Genomic DNA, 26,571 nt, shown 5'->3' on the forward strand with positions numbered 1-26,571 from the left:
CAGCCTTCGGGCTGGCGTATTTTTTGCATTTTGGTATACTAATCATATGTGTAAATGAGAAATTGGAGGAAGAATATAACAACAATGAAGGACTTTGATCATTTTGATTACAACAAGAAAGCTTCCAGCCGAGGAAGGAAGCAAAAAAATATTATTAAACGCAGGATACTTATTGGCGGCATCGCTGTAGGTATTCTGTTTTTCACCCTGGGGACTATTTTTATTGTGAAAAAATTCTCCGGAGGAAAGGAGGAGCCTGTGGAAGTGGCTGAAGAGCTGGAACCTGAAGATGATGTTAAAATCGAAGTGGTTATAGACGAGCCAGAGGAAGAGACGCCTGAAGAAACAGAGGATGATAAAGACGCTAAGGACCCACAGGTAGACGTAAAAGTGGAGTCAGGAGAGGCTGTTGATGTAGGAACTCTTGTTAGTGCCAGCACAGTAGGAGAGAATTCAAACATCACTTATGGTATAGATGTTTCTAAATTCCAGGGCACAATCGACTGGGCCAAGGTTGCTTCATCTGGTATCAATTTTGCGATGATTCGTGTTGGTTACAGAGATTCATCTACAGGAGAAATCAAAGCTGACACAAATGCAAAATATAATATGCAGGAAGCTGAAAAGAATGGAATTAAGATTGGTGCTTATTTCTTTTCTACAGCGATAAATTCTACAGAGGCTAATGAGGAGGCTACCTGGGTTGCAAATTATATTGCTCAATATCCTATAACATATCCTGTTGGATATAACTGTGAGGGATTTGAAAATAGCTCAAGTCGACAGTACAATCTGACAAAGGATGAGAGAAGTGCAGTTGCAGATGCTTTTTTGGATGCCATATATAAGGCCGGCTATACACCTATTTTCTACGCTTCAAAAAATGAGCTGACAAATGATGCCAAGTGGAATGCATCTTCGTTAGAGAAAAAATGGAAAATCTGGATGGCATGGTATAACCAGGACACATCAGCCATTGCTACAGGTCCTGCATATAGCGGAAAATGCGCTATGTGGCAGTATACAAATCAGGGAACTATTCCTGGAATTAGCAAAAAGGTAGATGTTGATGTGGCATACTTTGGTTACAACGGCACAGAAACAGCCAAGGATACATCTGAAAGAGCAGTGGCGTCAGCTGATGTGGAAGCACTTATGAAGTTCGATGCTGTGGAGGAAACAGTTACAGCGAAGAGTAAGACAAACTTAAGAGATAAGCCTAGCCAGGGAGCAGACAGTACAGTAAAGGTGACCTTGCTTAATGGCCAGACAGCCACACGTACAGGAGTCAGCAAAAGCGGATGGTCCAGAGTAGTATATGAGGGTGGCACATATTATGCCGTATCAAGTTACCTTACAACAGATTTATCTGCAGCCGCCCAGACAGCACCTTCACCAACTCCTGCACCAGCAGCTGAAACAACTCCAGCGGAGCAGGCTACTGCCAATTCAGGCTTCAAGACTAAATTTACAGACTGCAACGAGCTTATTACTGCAAAGGAAATAGTAAACCTTCGCTCTAAGCCAAGCGTTACCGATGCAGATTCGCAGGTTGTTGTCACTTTATACAATGGAATGACAGCCACACGTACAGGAATTAACAATGAATATGGCTGGTCCAGAATTGATTACAATGGACAGACACTATATTGCGTAAGCAGTTATATAAAAGTAGTAGAGTAAAAATGATACTCGCCAATTTAAAGTTTTCCTTCTGAAAAAGGAAACTCTAAAAAAAGACCCGATTTTTTTGTAAGAAAAAATTGGGTCTTTTTTAGTAAATATGCACAGTGAAAAATTAAATCGAAAGAGTAAAATATTAACAAAATATTACGGGAATGATACAAAATGCATAAAAAAATACTACAATTAATTGTTAAAAATACTAGTATATTAGTCTTGACAGAGTTTTTGCGACGTGAAAACTGCACGTGTGAAATAATACACAGTGGGGTATAAGTTATTGACTATAACGTTTTCGAAAACTTATTATATATATAGGTCGCGACAGTAAGACGAAGGGAGATGCATAAGAATGCATAATGTTAAAAAAATTAAGCGATTATTATCGTTAGTATTGACATTAATAATCGTTGTAACAGCAGTTCCTGTAAAAACAGCAAATGCTGCCAGCGGTACAAATAAAACTGCTACACAGGTTGTCTCAGACATGACAGTAGGTTGGAATATAGGAAACAGCCTAGATTCTTATGGTCAGAAGTCAAATTTCCCATATACAACTTCAAATGAGACATACTGGGGAAACCCAAAGACAACAAAAGCTTTAATTGATGAAGTAGCTAAGGCAGGCTTTAATACAATTCGTATTCCTGTTTCATGGGGACAGTATACAACAGGATCTAATTATCAGATTCCTGATTTCTTCATGAAGAGAGTACATGAAGTAGTAGATTACTGTATTGCAAATGATATGTATGTGATCTTAAATACACATCATGATATCAATAGTGATTATTGCTTCTATGTTCCAAACAATGCTAATAAGAATCGTTCAGAGGCTTATTTCAAGTCAATCTGGACACAGATTGGTAAAGAGTTCAAGGATTATGATTATCACCTTGTTTTTGAAACAATGAATGAGCCAAGACTTGTTGGACACAGCGAGGAGTGGTGGTTCCCAAGAAATAATCCAAGCTCTGATATTAAAGAGGCTGTTGCATGCATCAATGATTACAATCAGGTAGCACTTGATGCAATCAGAGCAACAGGTGGAAACAACGCTACAAGATGCGTAATGGTTCCAGGTTATGATGCTTCTATCGAAGGCTGTATGACAAATTCATTTGCTATGCCTAAGGACTCAGCAAGCAACAGACTGATTCTTTCAGTTCATGCTTATATTCCTTATTATTTCGCTCTTGCAAGTGATACATACACAACAAAGTTCGATGATAGCAACAAGGGAGATATTGATTCATTCTTCAATGATTTAAATTCTAAGTTCTTATCAAAGAACGTACCAGTTGTTGTTGGTGAGACAAGTGCAACAAACAGAAACAATACTTCAGAGCGTGTAAAGTGGGCAGATTATTATTGGGGAAAGGCTTCAAAGTATAGCAATGTTGCAATGGTTCTCTGGGATAACAATGTATATGACAATAACTCAGCTGGTTCTGACGGTGAGTGTCATAGATACATTGACAGAAACTCTTTGAAGTGGTGTGATCCAGAAATCATCAGCGCTATTATGAAGCATGTTGATGGAACTCCAGCTACAATCAATGGTAGCTCAGCTCCAACACCAACACCAACACCAAAGCCAACACCAACACCAAAGCCAACACCTACACCAACGCCAAAGCCAACACCTACACCAACTCCTCAGCCAACAGCAACACCTTCAGCTACAGGTGATTTAAAGGCTGAGTACACAATTAATAGTTGGGGTTCAGGCTATCAGGTATTAATCAAGGTAAAGAATGATTCTTCAGCTAAGGTTAATACATGGACAGTGAAGGTAAATAAGAAAGATGTAAAGATTGATTCAAGCTGGTGTGTAAATGTTGCCGAGGATGGTGACTATTATGTAATCACACCAATGTCATGGAATTCTTCTATAGAAGCGGGAGCGTCGGTAGACTTCGGAATTCAGGGCAATGGTTCAATTGGTACAACAGTAGATATAACTGTTAAGTAAGATTAAAAAATTAGAGAATGCGGGTAGATTTTTAGAGTAAATTTTACTCGCATTCCTTTTAATCAGAAACTCAAACGTTTAAGTAAACTATGATATCAAGCGCGCGGATATCATAATATAAAAACAATTTTTAAGGAGGAAAATGTTATATGCACAAAAACACAAAATCTTTTTGCAAAAAGGTTCTGATGTGCTCTCTGTCTGCATCCATGGTGATTGGAGGCTTTAGCCTTCCAACACTTAAGGCTGATGCTGCAAATTACAATTATGGTGATGCTCTTGCAAAGTCATTATTGTTCTATCAGCTTCAGGAATCTGGAAAGCTTTCAGAGGAAACATTATCAAGAACAAACTGGAGAGCAGATTCTGCACTTAAGGATGGCGCAGACAACGGACTTGATCTTACTGGTGGATGGTATGATGCTGGTGATAACGTAAAGTTTAATTTACCAATGGCATATTCATCTATGGTTCTTGGCTGGTCATACTTAAATAATCCAAAGGCATACAAGGAGTCTGGACAGGAAAAGTGGATGCTTCACGATATTAAGTGGGCAAATGATTACTTTGTAAAATGTAATCCAGATTCAAACACATATTATTATCAAGTAGGCGATGGTGGAAAGGACCATGGATTCTGGGGCGCACCAGAGCTTGTTGAAACAAAGATGTCTAGACCATCCTTTAAGGTAGATGGAACATCTGCAGGTGGTGGTTCTTGTGTAACAGGTGAGGCTGCAGCTTCACTTGCAGTAGCATCTCTTGTATTGAAGGATTCAGATCCTTCAAGAGCTGCAACTTATTTAGCTCATGCAAAGACTTTATATAAGATGGCAGAAAGTGCTAAGAGTGATGCTGGTTATACAGCAGCAAGTGGATTCTACACATCATACAGCGGATTCTATGATGAGCTTGCCTTAGCTGGATGCTGGTTATACAAAGCAACGGGAGATAAAACATATCTTACAAAGGCTGAGCAGTATGCTGAGAACTTTGGTTCTGAGTTCCAGGGTGGCGATGATATCGCTTATTCTTGGACAATGTCATGGGATGACACACACATGGGTGCATGCTTACTTCTTGCTGAGTTAACAGGTAAGGATAAGTATTACACACCAATTGAGAATAGTATTGATTGCTGGAATGGCAAGCTTGAAGGTTCTAATTCAGTAAGAATTACTCCTGGTGGACTTTCATTCTTAAGTGAGTGGGGCTCAGTTCGTTATGCTTGCAACCAGGCATTCATTGATACAATTTATCTTGGTCTTGATAAAGCAGATAAAGCTCATAAGGATGGAGCAAATGCTTATATCGAAAGAACAATCAATTACACACTGGGAAGCAATGGCCAGAACTTCATGGTTGGCTACAATGCTCAGTCACCAAAGAATCCTCATCACAGAGCAGCTCATGGTTGCTGGTCAAACAACCTCAACGCAGCTCCTGAGAATTCAAGACATACACTTGTAGGTGCTATCGTTGGTGGACCTGGTTCTGCAGACGATTCATACAAGGATGTTCGTAGCGATTATCAGGCTAATGAAGTAGCATGTGATTACAATGCAGGTTTCACAGGTGCTTGTGCATATCTCTATGAGAAGAATGGATTCGGTACAGTTGTAACTCCATCTGCAATCGAAAAGACAGATGGTGCTGAGTTTGTTCTTAACGCTGGTATCAATGCTCAGGATAAGAACAACAAGATTAACTTTGTTGAGCTTAAGACTGTTATCGAGAATCATACAGCTTGGCCAGCAAGAGTTACAGACAACTTAAAGCTTCGTATGTACTTTGACCTTAGCGATGTAATTGAACAGGGTTACAGTGCATCTGACATGAAGGTTTCTACAACATACATGCAGCATCCAGTAAAGATTTCTAGCTTCAAGAAATCTGGAAATGCAGGCCTTTACTATGTTGACCTTGATCTTGCAGGCGCAGAAATCTATCCAGGTGGACAGAGTGAGTGCAAGTGCGAGCTCCAGGTAAGAATTACAGCTCCTGGTAAGTGGGATTACTCTAAGAGCCCATGTGTTGCAGGTCTTGGCGGAACAAGCAATTCTCAGATGTCTACACCTAAGGGAATGCAGTTGTTCGAAGGTTCTACATTAGTACTTGGAGAGAAGACAGTTGACGTTGTTGATGATCCAACACCTACACCAACACCAAAGCCAACACCTACACCAACACCAAAGCCAACACCTACACCAACACCAAAGCCAACACCTACACCTACACCAGTACCAACACCTACACCAACACCAAAGCCAACACCTACACCTACACCAGTACCAACACCTACACCAACACCAAAGCCAACTCCAACTCCTACACCAGTTCCAACTCCAGTTCCTTCTGGAAAACTTGGTGTTAACTACACAGTTAATAACTGGGGTTCAGGCTTCCAGGTACTTATTGATGTAAAGAATGATTCTAAATCAACAGTTAATGGTTGGACTGTAAAGGTTAAGAAGAGTGAAGTTAATATTGATAATAGCTGGTGCGTAAATATTGATGAATCTGGCGATTATTATGTAATAACTCCTATGTCTTGGAATTCAACTATTGATGCTGGACGTGCTGTAAGCTTCGGTATTCAGGGTACAGGTTCAGTAGCGGAAACATTAGACATTACAGTTGAATAGGAGGCTTTCTATGCAAAATAAGAAAAATGCTTTTTGTAAAAAGGCCTTATCTGCATCGTTAGCTACATTTATGATTTTATCAGGATGCAATCTTGCACCACTTAGTGTAAGAGCAGCAGAGAAGGAATTAACTACAGCCTATACAATTAATAACTGGGGCTCAGGCTATCAGGTATTGATTAAGGTAAAAAATGATACAACAACAAGAGCTGATTCTTGGGCTCTTAAAGTTAACAAGAATGATGTTGGAATTGATTCAAGCTGGAATGTTAAGGTAAAAGAGTCTGGTGACTATTATGAAATCACTCCAATGGAGTGGAATTCAGTTATCGAGCCAGGTAGTACAGTAGAATTTGGCGTTCAAGGTTCAACACATGTTGGTTCTACAGTTGAGATTATTGCAAATGGGGATGGACAGGCTGATACTCCAAAGCCAACACCTACACCAGTAGTTACACCAACTCCAACACCGGTTGTAACACCAACACCTACAGCAAAGCCTACACCAACACCTACACCAAAGCCAACAGTTACACCAACACCAACACCAACTCCTACACCAAAACCTACTCCAACTCCTACAACAGTGGTAGAGGATCCTTCAGTTCAGGGAGATGATTGGCTTCACACAGATGGCCATAAGATTCTTGATAAGCAGGGACGTGAGGTATTTTTAACTGGTGCAAATTGGTTTGGATTCAACTGTTCTGAAAAGGTATTCCATGGTTTATGGAGTGCTAACATGAAGGACGTAGTAGAAGGCATGGCTGATCACGGTATCAACCTTGTACGTGTACCTATTTCTACAGAGCTTCTCCTTGACTGGAAGGCTGGTAAGAAAGTAAAGGTTAACGTAAATACCTACGCTAATCCAGAACTTAAGAACGCAGATGGAAGCGATATGGATTCAAGAGAAGTCTTTGATACATTCGTAAAGCTTTGCAGACAGAATGGTATCAAGATTATGATGGATTGCCATAGTGCAGACGCTAACAACTCTGGACATAATTACAACGTATGGTATGGACCAAAAGGCTTTACAACTCAGGACTGGATCGACGGTTGGACCTGGTTTGTAAAAGAGTATAAGAACGATGATACAATCATCGCTTGCGATCTTAAGAATGAGCCACATGGCAAGTATTCTACAGGCGAGGAGCCTGCAGCCAAATGGGATGATTCTAAGGATGAGTGCAACTGGCAGTATGCTGCCAGCCGTTGCGGAAAGGCTATCCTCGATGTAAACCCTAACCTTCTTATCATGGTAGAAGGTATCGAGGAGACACCAAGACCTGGTTATGATTACAACTCAGGATTACAGGATCCTAATGCTTCAGAAGATCAGTTGAAGTATTACGGCGGATGGTGGGGTGGAAACCTTAGAAACGCTGGCAAATATCCTGTAGACCTTGGAAAGTATCAGAATCAGTTAGTATATTCTCCACATGATTACGGTCCACTGGTATACGAACAGACATGGTTCAAGAAAGACTTCACAGAGCAGACATTGCTTGATGATGTTTGGTATGACAGCTGGTTCTATCTTCAGGATCAGGATATCGCACCTCTCCTTATTGGTGAGTGGGGTGGATTTATGGACGGTGGTTCAAATGAGAAGTATCTGAATCTTATGTCAGATTTCATCGCTAAGAATCACATTAATCACACCTTCTGGTGCATCAATCCTAACTCTGGTGACACAGGCGGACTTCTTGAAGGCGACTGGGTAACATGGGATTCAGCTAAGTACAATATGATGAAGCAGACACTTTGGTCTGATTCAAAGACAGGTAAGTTTGTAGGTCTTGACCACAAGGTTCCTCTTGGAAGCAACGGTGAGACAGTAACTACATACTACAAATAATCTAATTTAAAAAGAGGACTCGACACTAATATTAATTATTGGTGTCGGGTCTTTTTTATACATACTGAAAAATTGTAATGGTATAAATCCCATGAATTGTCACAAAGAATAATATGTTATTTTGTATAACATTTTTGTAACTAATATGATAAACTTCTGTAACGTGTGGGTTGGGTATAGTAATTATGAGGAGAATTATGAAAAAAGGAGAGAGTGTGGAATGAAAAAAATTCTAAACTCAAAGCCAGGAAAGGTAATAGTAACTATTATTGTTATCTTATTACTTCTTTTGGTTGGATTTTTCTACGTAAGCGGCGATAGAAAATCCGAAGTCGCTGATTCTAATGTTGAGATGGAGTCAGAGGAGACAGTTCAGACTAGCGATCTGGAAGAAGATGATTCTGAGGAAGTAGAGGAGGAGTCATCAGAGGAAGCTACAGAAGAAGAGACAGACGAGGAAGAGACAACAGAGGAAGCTTCTAATAATACTATCAAGGCTGCTAAGAAGCCAGCAACAAACACTACAGTTGCTCCAGTAGTTGAGGCACCAGTAGTTACAGAAGAAGAAAACATCGTTGTTGCAGCTAATATCCCAGTAGCAGCACCTGCAGCACAGCAGTCAGCCCCAGCAGCACCAGCTACACAGCAGACAGTTGTTGCTCAGCCAACACCAACACCTACACCGGAGCCAACTCCAACACCTACACCGGAGCCAACTCCAACACCAACACCAGTACCAACACCAACACCTACTCCAGAACCAACACCAACACCTGTAGTTGTTGAGAATGGTACACTTGCTGGAACAGTTCGTTTAGCTTCAGACAGAACTACACCAGTAGAGAACGCTTCAGTAGTTATTAAGAACACTGATGGCGAAACATGGAATGTTGTAACTGACAGCGAAGGAAGATTTAACATGGTTCTTCCAGCAGATCAGTACTCAGCAGAGATTAGCGCAGAAGGCTTCGAAGTTAACCACGTAGACAACGCAGTAGTTCGTCCAAACGAGACATTAAATCTTGCAGTTGTTTATTTGATTGCAAGCGAAGCTGAAGAGAATGGTATTGCTTCAGGTAACATTACAGATGCTCTTACAGGACGTGGCGTTGCAGGCGCAACACTTAAGGTTCGTAGAGGTTCAAACAATGTTGAAAGTGGCGATATCGTAGCAACAGCTACTACAGCAGACAATGGTGATTACTCAGTTGAGCTTCCAATCGGTAACTATTGCATGTCAATCGAGAAGGAAGGCTATATCAGCGGTTCAATCAACATCATTGTTCAGCAGGGAACAACAGCAAACCAGAATGGCTCAATCACACCAATCGTTTCAGAAAACGATGAGGATGAGTTATATAGAATGGTTTTAACTTGGGGTGAGGATCCACGTGACTTAGACTCACACTTAGTAGGAAACCTTTCAAATGGTGAAACTTACCATGTTTACTACTCACACAAGACACAGATGGATGGTGAAGAAGAGGCTTGCAAGCTTGATGTAGATGATACAACAAGCTACGGTCCAGAGACTGTTACACTTGATGCAGAGCTTGACTCACCATACTACTATTACGTACACCTTTACGCTGGTGATGGCACTATCGCAACATCAGGCGCTAAGGTAGAAGTATACAAGGGAACAACTCTTGTTAGAACATTCAATGCCCCTTCTGTAGGTGAGGGAAGGTATTGGAATGTATTTGCACTCACAGATGGACAGATTATCGTAAAAGACGTTATCGAGGCAGAGCCTGACACAGAATATGCAACAAACGGTAGCGCAACAGAATCTGAGCCAACTGACACAACTGACGAAACAGAGTCTTCTGAGACAGAAGAGTCTGAGCCAGCTGAGACAGAGGCTACAGAGACAACTGAAGCAACAGAAGCAGAAGCTGAGGAGACTGAGGAATCTGCAGAGACAGAGTCTGAGGACACAGAGGCAGAAGCTGAATAATCATTGTAATATTTAGTGTAGGGTTACAATAAGAATGCCTGGCACCAATAGAAATATTGGCGCCGGGCTTTTTTTATAGGTGTGTTATGGCTTTGTAAATATTTTTTAAAATTTTATTCATAAATTTGATATTTATTGCATGATTTTTATATCCTCACTTTTCAAGAATAGGGTAATATCCTTTTTAAGAGGAGGTAATATCAATGAAAAGAAAAGTTTTATCAATGGTTCTTGCGTCTTTTCTGACGCTGTCAGGCTGCTTTTTAAATGTGGGTAATGTAAATGCAGCAAATGCCTGGACAGGCACACACTTTGGCATGGATTTTGATTACCATGATTCTGGTAAGTATGAAATGTCAAGCTGGTCCAACGGGGGAATGTTCAATTGTACATGGTCACCAAACAATGTAGGTTTCGAGAATGGAAAGATGAAGCTGACCATTGGCGGAAACTGGGGCGGTTTTACTGGGGGAGAATACCGTACCAGAGATTACTTTGGATATGGTATGTACCAGGTAAACATGAAGCCTATTAAGAATTCAGGAGTTGTTTCTTCATTCTTTACTTACACTGGTGAGTCTGACGGAACAAAGTGGGATGAGATTGATATCGAGTTCCTTGGATATGACACAACAAAAGTACAGTTCAACTATTATACAAATGGACAGGGAAATCATGAGTACCTTTATAATTTAGGATTTGACGCATCTCAAAGTTTCCATACATATGGATTCAACTGGTATAACGGTGGAATTACATGGTATGTAGATGGCAAGGCAGTATACACAGCTACAAGCAATATTCCTGATACACCAGGAAAGATTATGATGAATGTATGGCCAGGTACAGGAGTAGATAACTGGCTTAAGCCATACGATGGAAGAACTAATATCAGTGCATATTATGACTGGGCTTCATATGATGCACCTGTGAGCGGCTCTGGTTCTTCTCAGTCATCAAACAATCAGTCGTCAAACAACCAGCCATCTTATAATCCAGCACCTCAGAATCCATCCACTGGAAATACATCTTCAGCAATGTTTGATTCTTCAAAGGCTTATAAGATTATCAATTACGGAAGCACACATTCTCTTGATGTGCAGGGAAACAGAAATGCAAATGGAACTAACGTATTACAGTATCCATTTAGAGGCAATGCAAATCAGAAGTGGTATTTTGTAAAAGAGGGAGATTACTATATTATAAAGTCAGCTTCTACAGGCAAGGTTCTTACAGTAGACAATTCAGCTACATGGGACGGAGCCAATGTAAACCAGTGGGATTACTATGGCGGAAATAATCAGAAGTGGGAAATCTATCCTGCAGAAAACAACACCTATAAGATAATTAATCACAATAGCGGAAAGTGTTTAAATATCGCCTATGGAAGTAATGATGCCAATGCAAATGTAGAGCAGTACAAAGATGCAGGCAGCAATTACGAGCGCTGGTGGATAGATGTAGCAAATTAATATATATATAGGAAGAAAATGAGAAAACAGCCAGATATCAATTTGATATCTGGCTGTTTTGCTGAGAGTTTAAATCTTTAATATAAGGAAGTTAGAACTGATTATGCTAAATTACTTTTTTCTTCTGCTTCAACGTCAGTAGAAGCATTTATCTTAACATTCTGATCTTTGTCCTCAGTCATTCTGCGGTAAACATTTGCAAGTAATGCGCCTGAGATGTTGTGCCATACAGAGAAGATTGCTCCAGGTACTGTAGCCATTGCAAGATCAGGAAAAGCTGAAGCTGCAAGTGAAGTAGCAAGACCTGAGTTTTGCATACCGATTTCTACTGAAAGAGCCTTCTTCTTTGAAAGAGGAAGCTTTAATAACTTGCCAAGTAATAATCCGCAGCCATAACCAAGAAGATTGTGAAGGATTACAACAAGGAAGATAATTGCACCAGTTGTAAGAATCTGCTCTGAGTTGTGAGAAACAACAGCAGCTACAATCATTGTGATTGCAAAAACAGATACAAGTGGAAGTGCTTCCTTTACCTTTGCTGTGTATTTTCCAAAGAAGTGATTGATAACAAATCCAAGTGCGATAGGTACGATTACTACCTTTATAATAGAAATAAACATTGCAAGCACATCGACAGATACTGTTGTGCGAAGGAATAAATATGTAATAACTGGTGTAAGAAGTGGAGCGAGAAGAGTATTTACACTTGTCATTCCTACTGATAAAGCAACATCACCTTCACTAAGATACGTAATTACGTTACTTGATGTACCGCCAGGGCATGTACCAACGAGAATTACACCTGCTAAAAGTCCTGCTTCAAGACCAAATGCCTTTCCAAGAAGGAAAGCAAGAATTGGCATGATAGTAAACTGTGCAAGGCAGCCAATTAAAATATCCTTTGGACGAGTGAAGACTGTTACAAAATCTTCAGGCTTAATAGTAAGACCCATTCCGAACATAACTATCATAAGAAGATAATTAATCCAGCTAGTCTGAATCCAAAGACAAGTGGCAGGCTTGAACAAAGCCAATGCTGCAACTACAAGTACAATGATTGCCATGTACTTACCGATGAAACTACTGATTTTTTTCATAACTTTAAAAACCGTCCTTTCTGAAATATGAATTTAGCACTTTAAAGTAATATCGCTTTAAATCACAATATCACTTAATTCCTCATTTTTCAAGGGTTTTTGGACTGTTTGAAACCTGAAAATACACAATTTTTGAAAAAATACCCTTGCATAAAAATACTAAAAGTTGTATAGTTTTGCACAAGACAAAGGCGTCTAAAGAAATACCCAAAGTGGGTACTTCTTTAGGCGTCTTTTTTGTTATGTAAAATGTGGAAGGAGTAGCAGACATGGATAATGACAATCAGCAGATGGGATTATACAATCCTGCCTTTGAGCATGACAATTGCGGTATCGGTGCCGTAGTTTCCATCAAAGGAATCAAGACTCATCAGACTGTATCAGATGCTTTGAAGATTGTAGAGAATCTTGAGCACAGAGCAGGTAAGGATGCAGCTGGAGAAACAGGTGATGGCGTAGGTATTTTACTTCAGATTTCTCACAAGTTTTTCAAGAAGGCTTGTAAGTCTTTAGGTATTGCCATCGGTGATGAGAGAGAATACGGAGTTGGTATGTTTTTCTTCCCTCAGGATGAGCTGAAGAGAAAACAGGCCATGAAGATGTTCGAGATCATTGCTGAAAAAGAAGGCTTGGAGTTCTTAGGTTGGAGAGAGGTTCCAACTAAGGCTGAAATTCTTGGTAAGCTTGCAGTGGAGTGCATGCCTCATATTATGCAGGGCTTTATTAAGAAGCCAGAAGACTGTAAAAAGGGACTTGATTTTGATAGAAAGCTTTACGTGGCACGTCGTGTATTTGAGCAGACTGCTGAGGACACATATGTAGCATCTCTTTCTAGCAGAACTATTGTATTTAAAGGAATGTTCTTAGTAGACCAGCTTAGACTTTTCTTCGAGGATCTTCAGGATCCTGATTATGAGTCAGCTATCGCTACAGTTCACTCAAGATTTTCTACTAACACAAATCCATCATGGGAGCGTGCTCATCCAAACCGTTTTATTGTGCATAATGGTGAGATTAACACAATAAAGGGTAATGCAGACAAAATGCTTTCCCGTGAGGAGACAATGGTATCTCAGGTTCTTGAATCTGAGATGACAAAGATTACTCCAGTATGCAATCAGGCAGGCTCAGATTCAGCCATGCTTGATAACGCATTGGAGTTCCTTGTAATGAATGGCATGCCATTACCACTTGCCGTTATGATTACAATTCCAGAGCCATGGGTAAAGAACAAGGCTATGGAGCAGGCTCGTCGTGACTTCTATCAGTATTATTCTACAATGATGGAGCCATGGGATGGTCCTGCATCAATTCTTTTCTCTGATGGTGATATTATGGGTGCCGTTCTTGATAGAAACGGTCTTCGTCCATCAAGATACTACATTACAAATGATGATTACCTTATTCTTTCTTCAGAGGTTGGTGTACTTCCAATCGAGGAGAGCAGAATCAAGGCAAAGGATAGATTAAAGCCAGGCAAGATGCTTCTGGTTGATACAGTAGAGGGAAGACTTATTGCAGATGATGAGCTTAAGGCTACATTTGCAGCCCGTCAGCCATACGGCCAGTGGCTTGATGCAAATCTTGCTCACCTTGCAGATATTAAGATTCCTAATGAGTCTGTACCTGTTTACAGTCAGGCTGAGAGAGATAAGCTTCAGAAGGCATTTGGATATTCATATGAGGAGATAAAGGATTCAATCCTTCCTATGGCGTTAAATGGTGGTGAGAATACAGGAGCAATGGGTATCGATGTACCACTTGCTGTTTTATCAAAGCATCATCAGCCATTATTCAATTACTTTAAGCAGCTTTTTGCGCAGGTAACAAATCCACCAATCGATTCTATTCGTGAGGAGATTGTCACAGCTACAACTATTTATCTTGGAACAGCAGGAAATGTCCTTGAGGAAAAGGAAGAGAACTGCAACATGCTCCAGATTAATAACCCAATCCTTACTACAACAGATTTAATGAAGATTAAGTCTATGAAGGTGCCAGGTCTTAAGGCTGAGACAGTACCTATCATTTACTATAAGAACACTTCTCTTGAGAAGGCTATCGAGCATCTCTTCGTAGAGGTAGACAGAGTAAACAGAGAGGGTGCAAATATCATCATCCTTTCGGACAGAGGTGTGGATGAAAATCATGTTGCCATTCCATCACTTCTTGCTGTTGCTGCTGTACAGCGCCATTTGGTTCAGACAAAGAAGCGTACAAGCCTTTCAGTTATCTTGGAGTCAGGTGAGCCAAGAGAGGTACATCACTTTGCAACACTTTTAGGTTATGGTGCGTCTGCAATCAACCCATACCTTGCACAGGAGACTATCGCTGAGCTTATCCAGAAGGGTCAGCTTCAGAAGGATGTTCACGCAGCAATTGATGCATATAACGAGGCAGTTATTTCCGGCATTATCAAGATTGCATCAAAGATGGGTATCTCTACAGTACAGTCATATCAGGGTGCAAAGATTTTCGAGGCTATCGGTATCAGCTCTGATGTTATTGACAAGTACTTTACAGGAACTATCAGCCGAATTGGTGGAATCACTTTAAAGGATATTCAGGATCAGGTAGACATGCAGCATTCACATGCCTTTGATCCACTTGATTTAGATGTAGATGAGACTCTTGATTCAAGAGGTCAACATAAGATGCGCTCAGGTGCTGAGGAACATCTTTACAATCCAGCTACAATCCATCTCCTTCAGCTTTCAACAAGAACAGGAGATTACAATACATTTAAGGAGTACACTGCTCTTGTAAATGAGGAGGATAATATCAGAAACCTTCGTGGTCTTATTGATTTCAATTATCCTAAGAAGGCTATCAGCATTGATGAGGTAGAGTCTGTAGATTCTATCGTTAAGAGATTCAAGACTGGTGCCATGAGTTACGGTTCTATCTCAAAGGAAGCTCACGAGACAATGGCCATCGCCATGAACATGCTTCACGGAAAGTCAAATTCCGGTGAAGGTGGTGAGGAAGATGAGAGATATGAGATTGGTCCAGATGGATTAAACCGTTGCTCTGCAATCAAGCAGGTTGCCTCTGGTAGATTTGGTGTTACAAGTAAGTACCTCGTAAGTGCCAAGGAAATCCAGATTAAGATGGCTCAGGGTGCAAAGCCTGGTGAAGGTGGACATCTTCCAGGAAAGAAAGTTTACCCTTGGATTGCAAAGACTCGTCTTTCTACTCCAGGTGTAGCTCTTATTTCGCCACCACCTCATCACGATATTTATTCAATCGAGGATTTGGCTGAGCTTATCTATGATTTGAAAAATGCAAATAAGGATGCCCGCATTTCTGTAAAGCTTGTATCAGAAGCAGGTGTTGGTACTATCGCTTCCGGTGTAGCAAAGGCAGGTGCACAGGTAATTCTTATTTCAGGATACGACGGTGGTACAGGTGCAGCTCCTAAGTCATCTATCCACAACGCAGGTCTTCCATGGGAGCTTGGTCTTGCTGAGGCTCATCAGACACTTATGATGAATGGCCTTAGAAACAAGGTTGTCATTGAGACAGATGGAAAACTTATGAGTGGTAGGGACGTAGCTATCGCATGTGCACTTGGTGCAGAGGAGTTTGGTTTTGCAACAGCTCCACTTGTAACTATGGGATGTGTGATGATGCGTGTCTGCAACCTTGATACATGTCCAGTAGGTGTGGCTACACAGAACCCAGAGCTTAGAAAGCGTTTTGCTGGTAAGCCAGAGTACGTTGTAAACTTCATGCGCTTTATTGCTCAGGAGCTTCGTGAGTACATGGCACAGCTTGGCTGCAAGACTGTAGATGAGCTTTGCGGACGTACAGATTTACTTAAAGTTAAGGACAACTGCAAGAATGGTGCTTATGGCAAGGTAGATATGTCTGCAGTCCTTAACAACCCATTTGAGGGAGAGAAGATTTCTTACGAGAACAAGAATGTATATAACTTTGAGCTTGAGAAGACTGTTGATGAGAAGATTCTTCTTAAGAAGCTCTCTAGCGCTATTAAGTCAGGAAAGCCAGGAGAGCTTTCTGTAGATATTTCAAATACAGACCGAAGCCTTGGAACACTTCTTGGTGCAGAGCTTACACGTCACTTTGGTGAGAGCCTTGAGGAGGATACATACAAGGTTAACTGCCACGGTGCAGGCGGTCAGTCCTTCGGTGCATTTATCCCAAAGGGACTTACACTTGAGCTTGAAGGTGACTCTAACGACTACTTCGGTAAGGGACTTTCAGGTGGAAAGCTGGTGGTTTATCCATCAAAGGAAGCTACCTACAAGCAGGATGAGAATATCATCATTGGTAATGTAGCACTTTATGGTGCCACAAGCGGCAAGGCATTCATCAACGGTGTTGCCGGTGAGCGTTTTGCAGTTCGTAATTCCGGAGCAACAGCTGTAGTAGAGGGATGTGGTGATCACGGTTGTGAGTACATGACAGGTGGTCGTGTAGTAGTTCTTGGCACAACAGGAAAAAACTTTGCTGCTGGTATGTCAGGCGGTATTGCATACGTTCTCGATGAGGATGCTACACTTTACAAGAGACTTAATAAGTCCATGGTAAGCTTGGAGACTGTAACAGATAAATATGACGTATTGGAACTTAAGGAAATTATCAAAGAGCATGTTAAGGCAACAGGTTCTGTAAAGGGTAAGGAAGTATATGAAAACTTCAGCAAATATCTTCCTAAGTTCAAGAGAATTGTGCCATTTGATTACAAGAAGATGATGCAGACTATCGTCCAGATGGAGGAGAAGGGCTTATCATCAGAGCAGGCACAAATCGAAGCCTTTAATTTACTGTGCAGATAGGAGGATTATCATGGGAAAGCCAACAGGATTTTTAGAATATGAGCGTAAAGAGGCTTCTGCAGTAAGTCCTCTTCAGCGAATCAAGAATTTTAATGAATTTCACACACCACTTCCAAAGGAGGAGCAGCAGAAACAGGCTGCTCGCTGCATGGAGTGCGGTGTTCCATTTTGCCAGGCAGGTATGACAATTAAGGGGATGACTTCAGGCTGTCCTCTTAACAACCTGATCCCTGAGTGGAATGATTTAGTATATCAGGGAAATTATGAGATGGCATACAGACGCCTTCACAAGACAAGCAATTTCCCAGAGTTTACCTGCAGAGTATGTCCTGCTCTTTGTGAGAAGGCATGTACCTGCGGACTTAACGGTGATGCTGTCTCTACAAAGGAAAATGAGATGGCTATTATCGAGTATGCATATGCCAATGGTCTTGCAGATGCAAAGCCACCAAAGGTTCGTACTGGAAAGAGTGTAGCTGTAATCGGTTCTGGCCCTGCAGGACTTGCTGTCGCAGATCAGCTTAACAGACGTGGCCACAGTGTCACTGTATATGAGCGTAATGACAAGGTTGGTGGATTACTTCGCTATGGTATCCCTAACATGAAGCTTGAGAAACAGATTATCGACCGCAAGGTAAAGGTAATGGAGCAGGAGGGCATCAGCTTTATCGTAAATGCGAATGTAGGTGAGAATGTTAAGGCTGGTGATGTAGTATCAAAGTATGATGCTGTAATCCTTTGCTGTGGTTCTTCTAACCCTCGTGATATAGCAGCAACAGGCCGTAAGGAGGCTAAGGGAATACATTTTGCTGTGGATTTCCTTACTTCAACTACAAAGTGCCTCTGGGCAAACAATATGCAGCTTGTGGATGGTGAGTATATCTCTGCCAAGGGTAAGGATGTAATCATTATCGGTGGTGGTGATACAGGAAATGACTGTGTTGGTACAGCTATTCGCCATGGCTGCAAGTCTGTAACACAGCTTGAGATGATGCCAAAGGCTCCAGATGAGAGAGCTGAGACTAATCCATGGCCACAGTGGCCACTTGTGTGCAAGACAGATTATGGCCAGCAGGAGGCTATTGCCAAGTTTGGCCACGATCCACGTATCTACACAACAACTGTAAAGGAATTTAAGACTGACAAGAATGGTAACCTTAAGTCTGCAGTTTTAGTATCCTTAGAGTCACAGGTGGATAAGAAGACTGGACGTAAGATGATGGTGCCTGTAGAGGGTACTGAGAAGGAAGTGCCATGCCAGCTTTGTCTTATTGCAGCAGGCTTCCTTGGTTCACAGGATTATGTTACAAAGGCATTTAAGGTAGAGGTAGATGGACGTACTAACGTTGCATCCGTAAATGCGAATTCTTTCGCCACAAATGTGAAGAAAGTCTTTACTGCTGGAGATATGCATACAGGCCAGTCTCTGGTTGTAAAGGCCATTCGTCAGGGCCGTGATTGTGCCCGTGAAGTAGATGAATATCTTATGGGATATTCAAATTTATAAAAAAAGTTGTTGACAACGAATTGTCAAAGTTTTATTATTCAAATCAATAAAAATCAGTGGAACGACAAAGGCGTCGTGAGAAACACTTAATGTGTTTCTCACGGCGCCTTTTTTGTTTCATACTGGGAAGGTGATTTATATGTGTTCAATTATGGCTTTAAGCAAATGCCACGTCGACATGAAAGATTTCGAAGCGGCATTCTCTAAAACAGTGTCTAGAGGACCAGATATGCAAAAGGTGATACGCATAAACGATTCGGTCCTGGGATTCCAAAGATTGTCAATTATGGGCCTTACAGAGGCAGGAATGCAGCCCTTTGAACTGAATGGCAATTATGTAATCTGCAATGGTGAGCTATACGGATTCAAACCAGTCAGAGAAGAGCTGAAAGCAGAAGGCTACAAGTTCTTAAGTGACAGCGATTGCGAAATCATCTTACCGATGTATCGCAAATACGGAACGGAGATGTTCAAAAAGCTGGATGCAGAATTTGCAATGGTCATTTACGACAAAGAGACAGACGATTTGGTGGCAGCAAGAGATCCAATCGGAATCAGACCTCTGTTCTATGGATACGATAAAGCTGGTTCAATTATGTTTGCTTCTGAGGCAAAGAACTTAATAGGTCTTACAGATGATGTCAAGCCATTCCCACCGGGACATTACTACAAGGGTGGTCAGTTCATTTGCTACAGAGATTTGGCTGAGCGCAAGCCTTACAGCAAGGATGGTGTAGAGGAAGCGGCAGCCAAGATAAAAGAACTTCTTGTTGCAGGTATTGAGAAGAGACTTGATGCAGATGCACCAGTTGGTTTCCTTCTTTCAGGTGGACTTGATTCTTCGCTTGTTTGTGCAGTGGCACAGAAGATGATGGATAGGCCAATTAAGACTTTTGCAATCGGAATGAACGAGGATGCAATTGATCTTAAATATGCAAAAGAAGTTGCTGATTACATTGGAAGTGAGCATCACGAAATTATCATCAACAAGGACATCGTTCTTGAATCCTTAGAAGAAGTTGTTGCTGCTCTTGGAACATACGATATCACAACAATCAGAGCAAGCATGGGAATGTATTTGATTTGTAAAGGAATCAAAAAAGAGTTCCCAGATGTGAGAGTACTTCTTACCGGTGAGATTTCAGATGAGATTTTCGGATATAAATATACTGACTTTGCTCCAAATGCTGAAGAGTTTCAGCTGGAAGCAGAGAAGAGACTGAGAGAGCTTTACATGTACGATGTACTTAGAGCTGACAGATGTATCTCAGTTCACTCAATGGAAGCAAGAGTTCCATTTGGAGATTTAGCCTTTGTGGATTATGTTATGAGCATTAATCCTGAAATAAAAATGAATAAGTATAACAAAGGAAAATATTTATTAAGGCATGCATTCGAGGGAGACGAATACTTGCCTTACGACATTCTCTTCAGAGAGAAGGCGGCATTTTCCGACGCAGTTGGACATTCAATGGTTTATTACTTAAAGGAGTATGCAAACAGTATTTATTCAGATGAAGACCTCGAGAATGCAAAACGTAAATACGAATACAGAGCACCATTCACAAAGGAATCTCTCCTTTATAGAGATTTATTTGAAAAGTATTATCCAGGTCAGGCAGAAATGATTGTGGACTTCTGGATGCCTAATAAAAATTGGGAAGGATGTAACGTCAACGATCCTTCGGCAAGAGTATTAAGTAATTATGGAGCTAGTGGAATTTAAAAGGAGGAATAATGATATGAGCAAGGTAACAGAAATTTTTGGAAGCAAAGTTTTCAATGATGAGACAATGAAGGAACGTCTTCCAAAGGATGCCTACAAGGCACTTAGAAACACAGTAGAGGAAGGCAGACCACTTGATAGAGAGCTTGCAAATGTAATTGCACATGCTATGAAGGAATGGGCTATTGAGCTTGGTGCAACACACTTCACACATTGGTTCCAGCCAATGACTGGTGTAACAGCTGAGAAGCACGATTCATTCATTCAGCCAGAAGAAGGTGGAAAAGTTATTATGACTTTCTCAGGCAAGGAGCTTATTAAGGGCGAGCCTGATGCATCTTCATTCCCTTCAGGTGGACTTAGAGCTACATTCGAAGCTAGAGGTTATACAGCATGGGATCCAACAAGTTATGTATTCATCAAGGATGATACACTTTGCATCCCAACAGCTTTCTGTTCATACTCAGGCGAGGCACTTGATAAGAAGACTCCACTTCTTAGATCTATGGAGGCTCTTGATAAGTCAGCTGTCAGAGTACTTAAGCTTTTCGGACACGAAGATGTAAAGAGAGTTATTACAACAGTAGGTCCAGAGCAGGAATATTTCCTTATTGATTCTGAGATGTACAATAAGCGTCCAGATTTAATTTACACAGGCCGTACACTTTTCGGAGCAAAGCCTCCAAAGGGACAGGAGCTTGAGGATCACTATTTTGGAACAATCAAGCCTAGAGTATCGGCTTTCATGAAAGAGTTAGACGAGGAGTTGTGGAAGCTGGGAGTTCTCGCAAAGACAAAGCACAACGAGGTTGCTCCTGCACAGCACGAACTTGCACCAGTTTTCTCAACCACTAATATAGCTACAGATCATAACCAACTCACCATGGAAATGATGAAAGTAGTTGCTGGTAGACATGGCATGACATGTCTCCTCCATGAGAAGCCTTTTGCTGGTGTTAATGGTTCTGGTAAGCACAACAACTGGTCTATATCAACTGATACCGGAGTAAACCTGTTAGAACCTGGCGCTACTCCTTCCCAGAATGCTCAGTTCTTATTATTCCTCACAGCCGTGATCAAAGCTGTTGATGAATATCAGGAGTTACTCCGAGTATCTGTTGCTTCTGCTGGAAATGATCACAGACTTGGCGCAAATGAGGCACCACCTGCAATCATCTCAATGTTCATTGGTGATGAGCTTGAGGCAATTGTAGAGTCTATTATCGATGGTAAGGATTATGCAGATATCAAGAAGAAAAAGATGTCAATCGGTGCTGCAGTAATCCCAAGCATTTCACAGGATACAACAGATAGAAATAGAACATCACCATTTGCATTCACTGGTAACAAGTTCGAGTTTAGATCCCTTGGTTCATCAGCATCTATCTCTGGACCAAACGTAATCTTAAATACAATCGTAGCTGAAGAACTTGATAAGTTTGCAGATGAGCTTGCTAAGGCAAAAGATTTTGACAAGGCTCTTGATAAACTTATTAAGAGAGAGCTTACAGCTCACAAGAGAATCATCTTCAATGGAAATGGTTACTCAGAGGAGTGGGTAAAGGAAGCTGAAAAGAGAGGTCTTAAGAATCTCAAGTCTACAGTAGATGCCCTTCCAGCATTTGTAGATAAGAAGTCAATTGAAGTATTTACAAAGCATAACGTATTTACGGAGCAGGAAATCTTAAGCCGTTACGATATCCAGCTTGAGAACTACTACAAGGTAATCGACATCGAGGCTCTTACATTTGACTCAATGGTTAAGAAGGATATCATGGCAGCAGCTTCTGATTATCAGTACACACTTGCTGAAACACTTAATGCAAAGGCTGCAACAGGTCTTAAGATTGATTCATCAGTTGAGAAGAAGCATCTTGAGAGAGCTGCCAAGCTTACAACAGATATGGATAAGAAGCTTGAGAAGCTTGAGAAAGATATCGAGAAAGGTAAGAAGCTTACTGATACATATGAGCTTGCTAAGTTCCATCATGATGTAATCTTTGCAGACATGAATGACCTTAGAGAGGTTGTAGATGAGCTTGAGACAGTAGTACCAAGTGACATCTGGCCATATCCAACATATGGAGAAATCTTATATTCAGTTAAATAATTAGGGTGCAATGGGGCACAGTTTGGAGATACCAGACTGTGCCCCATTTTAAATATATGATTTAGGAGGAAAGTATTATGGAAGAGTATACTAGCATTTTATTTGGTGTGTGGTTCCTGATAGGTGCCGCATTGGTTTTCTGGATGCAGGCAGGTTTTGCGATGGTCGAGGCCGGTTTTACCAGAGCAAAAAACACAGGAAATATCATTATGAAAAACTTAATGGATTTCTGTATCGGTACTGTAATGTTTATTTTCTTAGGCTTTGGACTTATGTTTGGAGAAGATTGTCTCTTTGGTTTAGTAGGAAGACCAACACTTGGAATCTTCACTGATTATGCAAGCTTTGACTGGAGCAATTTTGTATTTAACCTTGTGTTCTGTGCTACAACAGCAACAATTGTTTCAGGAGCTATGGCTGAGCGTACAAAGTTCGTTAGCTACTGTGTATATTCAGGTGTTATCTCACTTGTTATATATCCAATCGAAGCACATTGGATCTGGGGTGGCGGCTGGTTAGCTCAGATTGGTTTCCACGATTTTGCAGGTAGCTGTGCAATCCACATGGTAGGTGGTATCTGTGCTCTTATAGGTGCAAAAATCCTTGGACCACGTATTGGTAAATTTAGTCACGATAGAAATGGTAAGATTACAAAGGTAAATGCTTTCCCTGGTCACAACATCGCTCTTGGAGCCCTTGGTGTATTTATCCTTTGGCTTGGTTGGTACGGATTTAACGGTGCTGCAGCAACATCATTAGAGCAGCTTGCTTCAATCTTTGTTACAACAACAATTGCGCCTGCAGTTGCTACAGTAACAACAATGACATTTACATGGCTCAAGTTTGGTAAACCTGATGTTTCTATGTCACTTAACGCTTCACTTGCAGGTCTTGTAGCCATTACAGCTCCTTGTGATGTAACAGATGCATTTGGCGCAATTGTAATCGGTGTTGTTTCTGGTTTCCTTGTAGTATTTGGTGTATGGCTTCTTGATTACAAGCTTCACGTTGATGATCCAGTAGGTGCCGTAGCTGTTCATATGATGAACGGTATCTGGGGCACAATTGCAGTTGGTCTTTTTGCAACAACTAGCGCTCCAGCAAGTGAGCTTTCAGGTCTTTTCTATGGGGGCGGATTTAAATTATTAGGTATACAGTTACTCGGTGTTGTTACAGTAGGTGCATGGGCAGCAGTAACAATCACAATTACATTCTCAGTTATTAAAGCAGTTATCGGTCTTCGTGCTTCAGCAGAAGAGGAAATCGTTGGTCTTGACAGAACAGAGCATGGTCTTCCATCAGCATACTCAGGATTTAACATGCTTGATGATGACTTTGATTCAGATGAGTACGATGAGGAGACAGCAAGTCTTATTACAGAGACTCTTGAGGCAGCTGGTCTTGCAACTCCTGAGGAGGCTATCGAGGTTGAGTACGCACCATCACAGATTACAGCAGCTGGTCGTCCTCGTATGACAAAGGTAGAAATCCTTTGCAAAGAGCGTAACCTTGAGAAACTTAAGAACGCACTTCTTAAGCTAGGTATTACAGGTATGACAGTATCTCACGTAATGGGTTGTGGTGTTCAGAAGGGTGCTCCTGAGTACTACAGAGGTGTTGCTTTAGAGCCTTCACTTCTTCCTAAGATTCGTGTAGACGTAGTAGTTTGCAAGGTACCTGTTAAGGATGTTATTGAGACAGCCAAGAAGGTTCTTTACACAGGTCACATTGGTGATGGAAAGATCTTCGTTTACGATGTAGAACAGGTTGTAAAGATTCGTACAGGAGAAGAAGATTTTGCAGCTCTTCAGGATGTTGAATAAAGTAAGATTAATCAATTGCAAATGAGATTATTGCGCAAGATGGAATATAAAAAAGCTTAGGGTGATTCGTCACCCTAAGCTTTTATGATTATGCCATAAGCATACGGAACATCTCGATTACCTGCTCCTTTGTAGCCTCACGTGGGTTACCTGGATAGCATGCATCATTAAGCGCATCTGTTGCAAGAGTATCAAGATCTTCTTCTTTAATCTTATCAAGAGTTGTAGGGATTCCTACATCCTCTGAAAGTTTCTTAACTGCAGCGATTGCGGCATCACGATATTCTTCCTGTGTCATGTTATCAACACCTTCTACGCCCATTGCTCTAGCTACCTCGCGAAGTCTCTCTCCTGTATACTCGCGGTTGAATTCCATAGAAATTGGAAGGAACATAGCACAAGCTACACCGTGTGGTGTGTCATAGTGAGCTGAAAGTGTATGAGCCATAGCGTGGTCAATACCAAGACCTACGTTTGAGAATCCCATACCAGCAATGTACTGTCCAAGAGCCATGCCTTCACGGCCAGACTTCTTATTTTCTACAGCGTCGCGTAAGTTAGAAGAGATAAGACGGATAGCTTCAAGATGGAACATATCTGTCATTTCCCAAGCAGCACGTGTTGTGTATCCTTCGATAGCATGTGTAAGAGCATCCATACCAGTTGCAGCTGTAAGTCCCTTAGGCATTGAGCTCATCATCTCAGAATCAACAATAGCAACGATTGGCATATCGTGTGTGTCAACACATACGAACTTTCTTTCCTTCTCAACATCTGTGATAACGTAATTGATTGTTACCTCAGCAGCAGTACCAGCTGTAGTTGGAACAGCGATGATAGGTACGCATGGGTTCTTTGTAGGTGCAACGCCCTCAAGTGAACGAACATCTTCAAACTCTGGGTTTGTGATGATGATACCGATAGCCTTTGAAGTATCCATAGAAGAACCACCACCGATTGCAACGATGCAGTCAGCACCTGATTTCTTGAACGCTTCAACACCATTCTTTACATTTTCGATTGTTGGGTTTGGCTTGATGTCTGAGTAGATTTCATAAGGAATCTTTGCAGCATCAAGAAGGTCGGTAACCTTTCCTGTTACACCAAACTTGATAAGATCAGGATCAGAAGCTACGAAAGCCTTCTTGAATCCGTTGTTGTTAATTTCTGTCACTACTTCGTTGATTGCGCCAGCACCATGGTATGATGTGGCATTGAGTGAAATTCTGTTTGCCATTTTCTCTATTCTCCTTTTTATTAATACATTGTGTTAAATAATTAACACATCCCTTTGATTACAATTTTATCATTTAGGATATGGAGAATATAAGTTACAGATGTTCAGTTGTGTAACATGCTAGAGAATATGAATTTCTTTAAATAGTTCATGCAGCTTCGGTGGCATGGCATCAATCATCAGGTCTGCCAAGGCTTCTTCTGGCTCCTTCATTCCCTTCATCAGCCACTGTACAGTCATGTAAATAGAAGACCAACAGTACATTTCTAGCAGTTTTCTGGTTTTAGTGTCAGGTGGGGTGCCAGTTTTCTCGCGAATGATAGCACAGTAGAATTCATAAATCATAATGAAATCGTGCTCTTTTAGATTATTTTGATTGTCACCCTTGAAACCGGCGGTGAAGAACAGTTTCTCCTGCTTAATGTACTGGAATTTCTTGATGAGGCCTTCTCGAATAGTTTCTCCTTTACCCATTTCCTTGAAGGATTGCTCAAGAAGACGGTCGAAGTACCAGTTTACCAAATCATATTTATCTATGAAGTTTCTATAGAAGCTTTGTCTTGAACAACCTGCAGTTTCTACTATCTGTTTTACAGTAATATTTTCAACGGAGGTAGTTCGCATACAGGCCTTCATGGCTTCTGCTAATTTATATTTAATATCCATAATT

14 protein-coding genes are annotated in these 26,571 nt (G+C 41.1%); 11 read left to right on the forward strand and 3 right to left on the reverse strand.

Annotation, left to right across the window (positions count from 1 at the left end; all coding sequences use genetic code 11):
- Positions 1 to 84 precede the first annotated feature (84 nt).
- The 6 genes from G592_RS0104020 to bglS all read left to right on the forward strand — a co-directional run bounded on the left by G592_RS0104020 (position 85) and on the right by bglS (position 11,599).
- Entirely contained in the window at positions 85 to 1,683 is a 1,599-nt protein-coding gene (locus G592_RS0104020; RefSeq protein ID WP_028246677.1) for a glycoside hydrolase family 25 protein, read from the forward strand.
- Between the two features lie 352 nt (positions 1,684 to 2,035).
- A complete protein-coding gene (locus G592_RS0104025; protein WP_028246678.1) occupies positions 2,036 to 3,658 on the forward strand; it encodes a cellulase family glycosylhydrolase in 1,623 nt (540 codons plus the stop codon).
- Positions 3,659 to 3,807: 149 nt separating this feature from the next.
- Positions 3,808 to 6,303, forward strand: a complete 2,496-nt coding sequence (locus G592_RS15600) for a glycoside hydrolase family 9 protein (protein ID WP_051194750.1) — start codon at positions 3,808 to 3,810, stop codon at positions 6,301 to 6,303.
- Positions 6,304 to 6,313: 10 nt separating this feature from the next.
- Positions 6,314 to 8,167 (forward strand): cellulase family glycosylhydrolase, encoded by a 1,854-nt coding sequence (locus tag G592_RS0104035; RefSeq protein WP_028246679.1) that lies wholly within the window; start codon positions 6,314 to 6,316, stop codon positions 8,165 to 8,167.
- A 220-nt stretch (positions 8,168 to 8,387) separates the two neighbouring features.
- Positions 8,388 to 10,127: a carboxypeptidase regulatory-like domain-containing protein gene (locus G592_RS17920; protein WP_028246680.1), complete on the forward strand. Its 1,740-nt coding sequence runs from the start codon at positions 8,388 to 8,390 to the stop codon at positions 10,125 to 10,127.
- A gap of 203 nt (positions 10,128 to 10,330) precedes the next feature.
- A complete protein-coding gene (bglS, locus tag G592_RS17925; RefSeq protein ID WP_028246681.1) occupies positions 10,331 to 11,599 on the forward strand; it encodes a beta-glucanase in 1,269 nt (422 codons plus the stop codon).
- Positions 11,600 to 11,700: 101 nt separating this feature from the next.
- Here bglS and G592_RS15605 read toward each other — a convergent pair whose 3' ends face one another.
- Positions 11,701 to 12,696, reverse strand: coding sequence for a bile acid:sodium symporter family protein (locus tag G592_RS15605; RefSeq protein ID WP_051194751.1), 996 nt, complete (start codon positions 12,694 to 12,696; stop codon positions 11,701 to 11,703).
- A 269-nt stretch (positions 12,697 to 12,965) separates the two neighbouring features.
- Between G592_RS15605 and gltB the strand changes: the two genes are divergently transcribed.
- From gltB to G592_RS0104075, 5 genes are all read left to right on the forward strand, one after another.
- Complete coding sequence (gene gltB, locus G592_RS0104055) at positions 12,966 to 17,498, forward strand: glutamate synthase large subunit (protein WP_028246682.1); 4,533 nt, start codon at positions 12,966 to 12,968, stop codon at positions 17,496 to 17,498.
- A 10-nt stretch (positions 17,499 to 17,508) separates the two neighbouring features.
- Entirely contained in the window at positions 17,509 to 19,005 is a 1,497-nt protein-coding gene (locus tag G592_RS0104060; RefSeq protein ID WP_028246683.1) for a glutamate synthase subunit beta, read from the forward strand.
- A gap of 139 nt (positions 19,006 to 19,144) precedes the next feature.
- The gene (gene asnB, locus G592_RS0104065) at positions 19,145 to 20,731 is read left to right on the forward strand and encodes an asparagine synthase B (RefSeq protein WP_028246684.1); all 1,587 of its coding nucleotides are present in this window, start codon (positions 19,145 to 19,147) and stop codon (positions 20,729 to 20,731) included.
- A gap of 16 nt (positions 20,732 to 20,747) precedes the next feature.
- Complete coding sequence (locus G592_RS0104070) at positions 20,748 to 22,841, forward strand: glutamine synthetase III (protein WP_028246685.1); 2,094 nt, start codon at positions 20,748 to 20,750, stop codon at positions 22,839 to 22,841.
- A gap of 77 nt (positions 22,842 to 22,918) precedes the next feature.
- Complete coding sequence (locus tag G592_RS0104075) at positions 22,919 to 24,664, forward strand: ammonium transporter (protein ID WP_036951706.1); 1,746 nt, start codon at positions 22,919 to 22,921, stop codon at positions 24,662 to 24,664.
- 88 nt (positions 24,665 to 24,752) lie between these two features.
- Here G592_RS0104075 and fucO read toward each other — a convergent pair whose 3' ends face one another.
- Both fucO and G592_RS0104085 read right to left on the reverse strand, forming a co-directional pair.
- On the reverse strand, positions 24,753 to 25,901 hold the full coding sequence (gene fucO, locus G592_RS0104080; RefSeq protein ID WP_028246687.1) for a lactaldehyde reductase: 1,149 nt from the start codon (positions 25,899 to 25,901) through the stop codon (positions 24,753 to 24,755).
- Between the two features lie 120 nt (positions 25,902 to 26,021).
- Positions 26,022 to 26,567: a TetR/AcrR family transcriptional regulator gene (locus tag G592_RS0104085; RefSeq protein WP_028246688.1), complete on the reverse strand. Its 546-nt coding sequence runs from the start codon at positions 26,565 to 26,567 to the stop codon at positions 26,022 to 26,024.
- Positions 26,568 to 26,571 lie beyond the last annotated feature (4 nt).

The sequence above is a fragment of the Pseudobutyrivibrio ruminis CF1b genome, from assembly GCF_000424005.1.
GTDB lineage: Bacteria > Bacillota > Clostridia > Lachnospirales > Lachnospiraceae > Pseudobutyrivibrio > Pseudobutyrivibrio ruminis_C.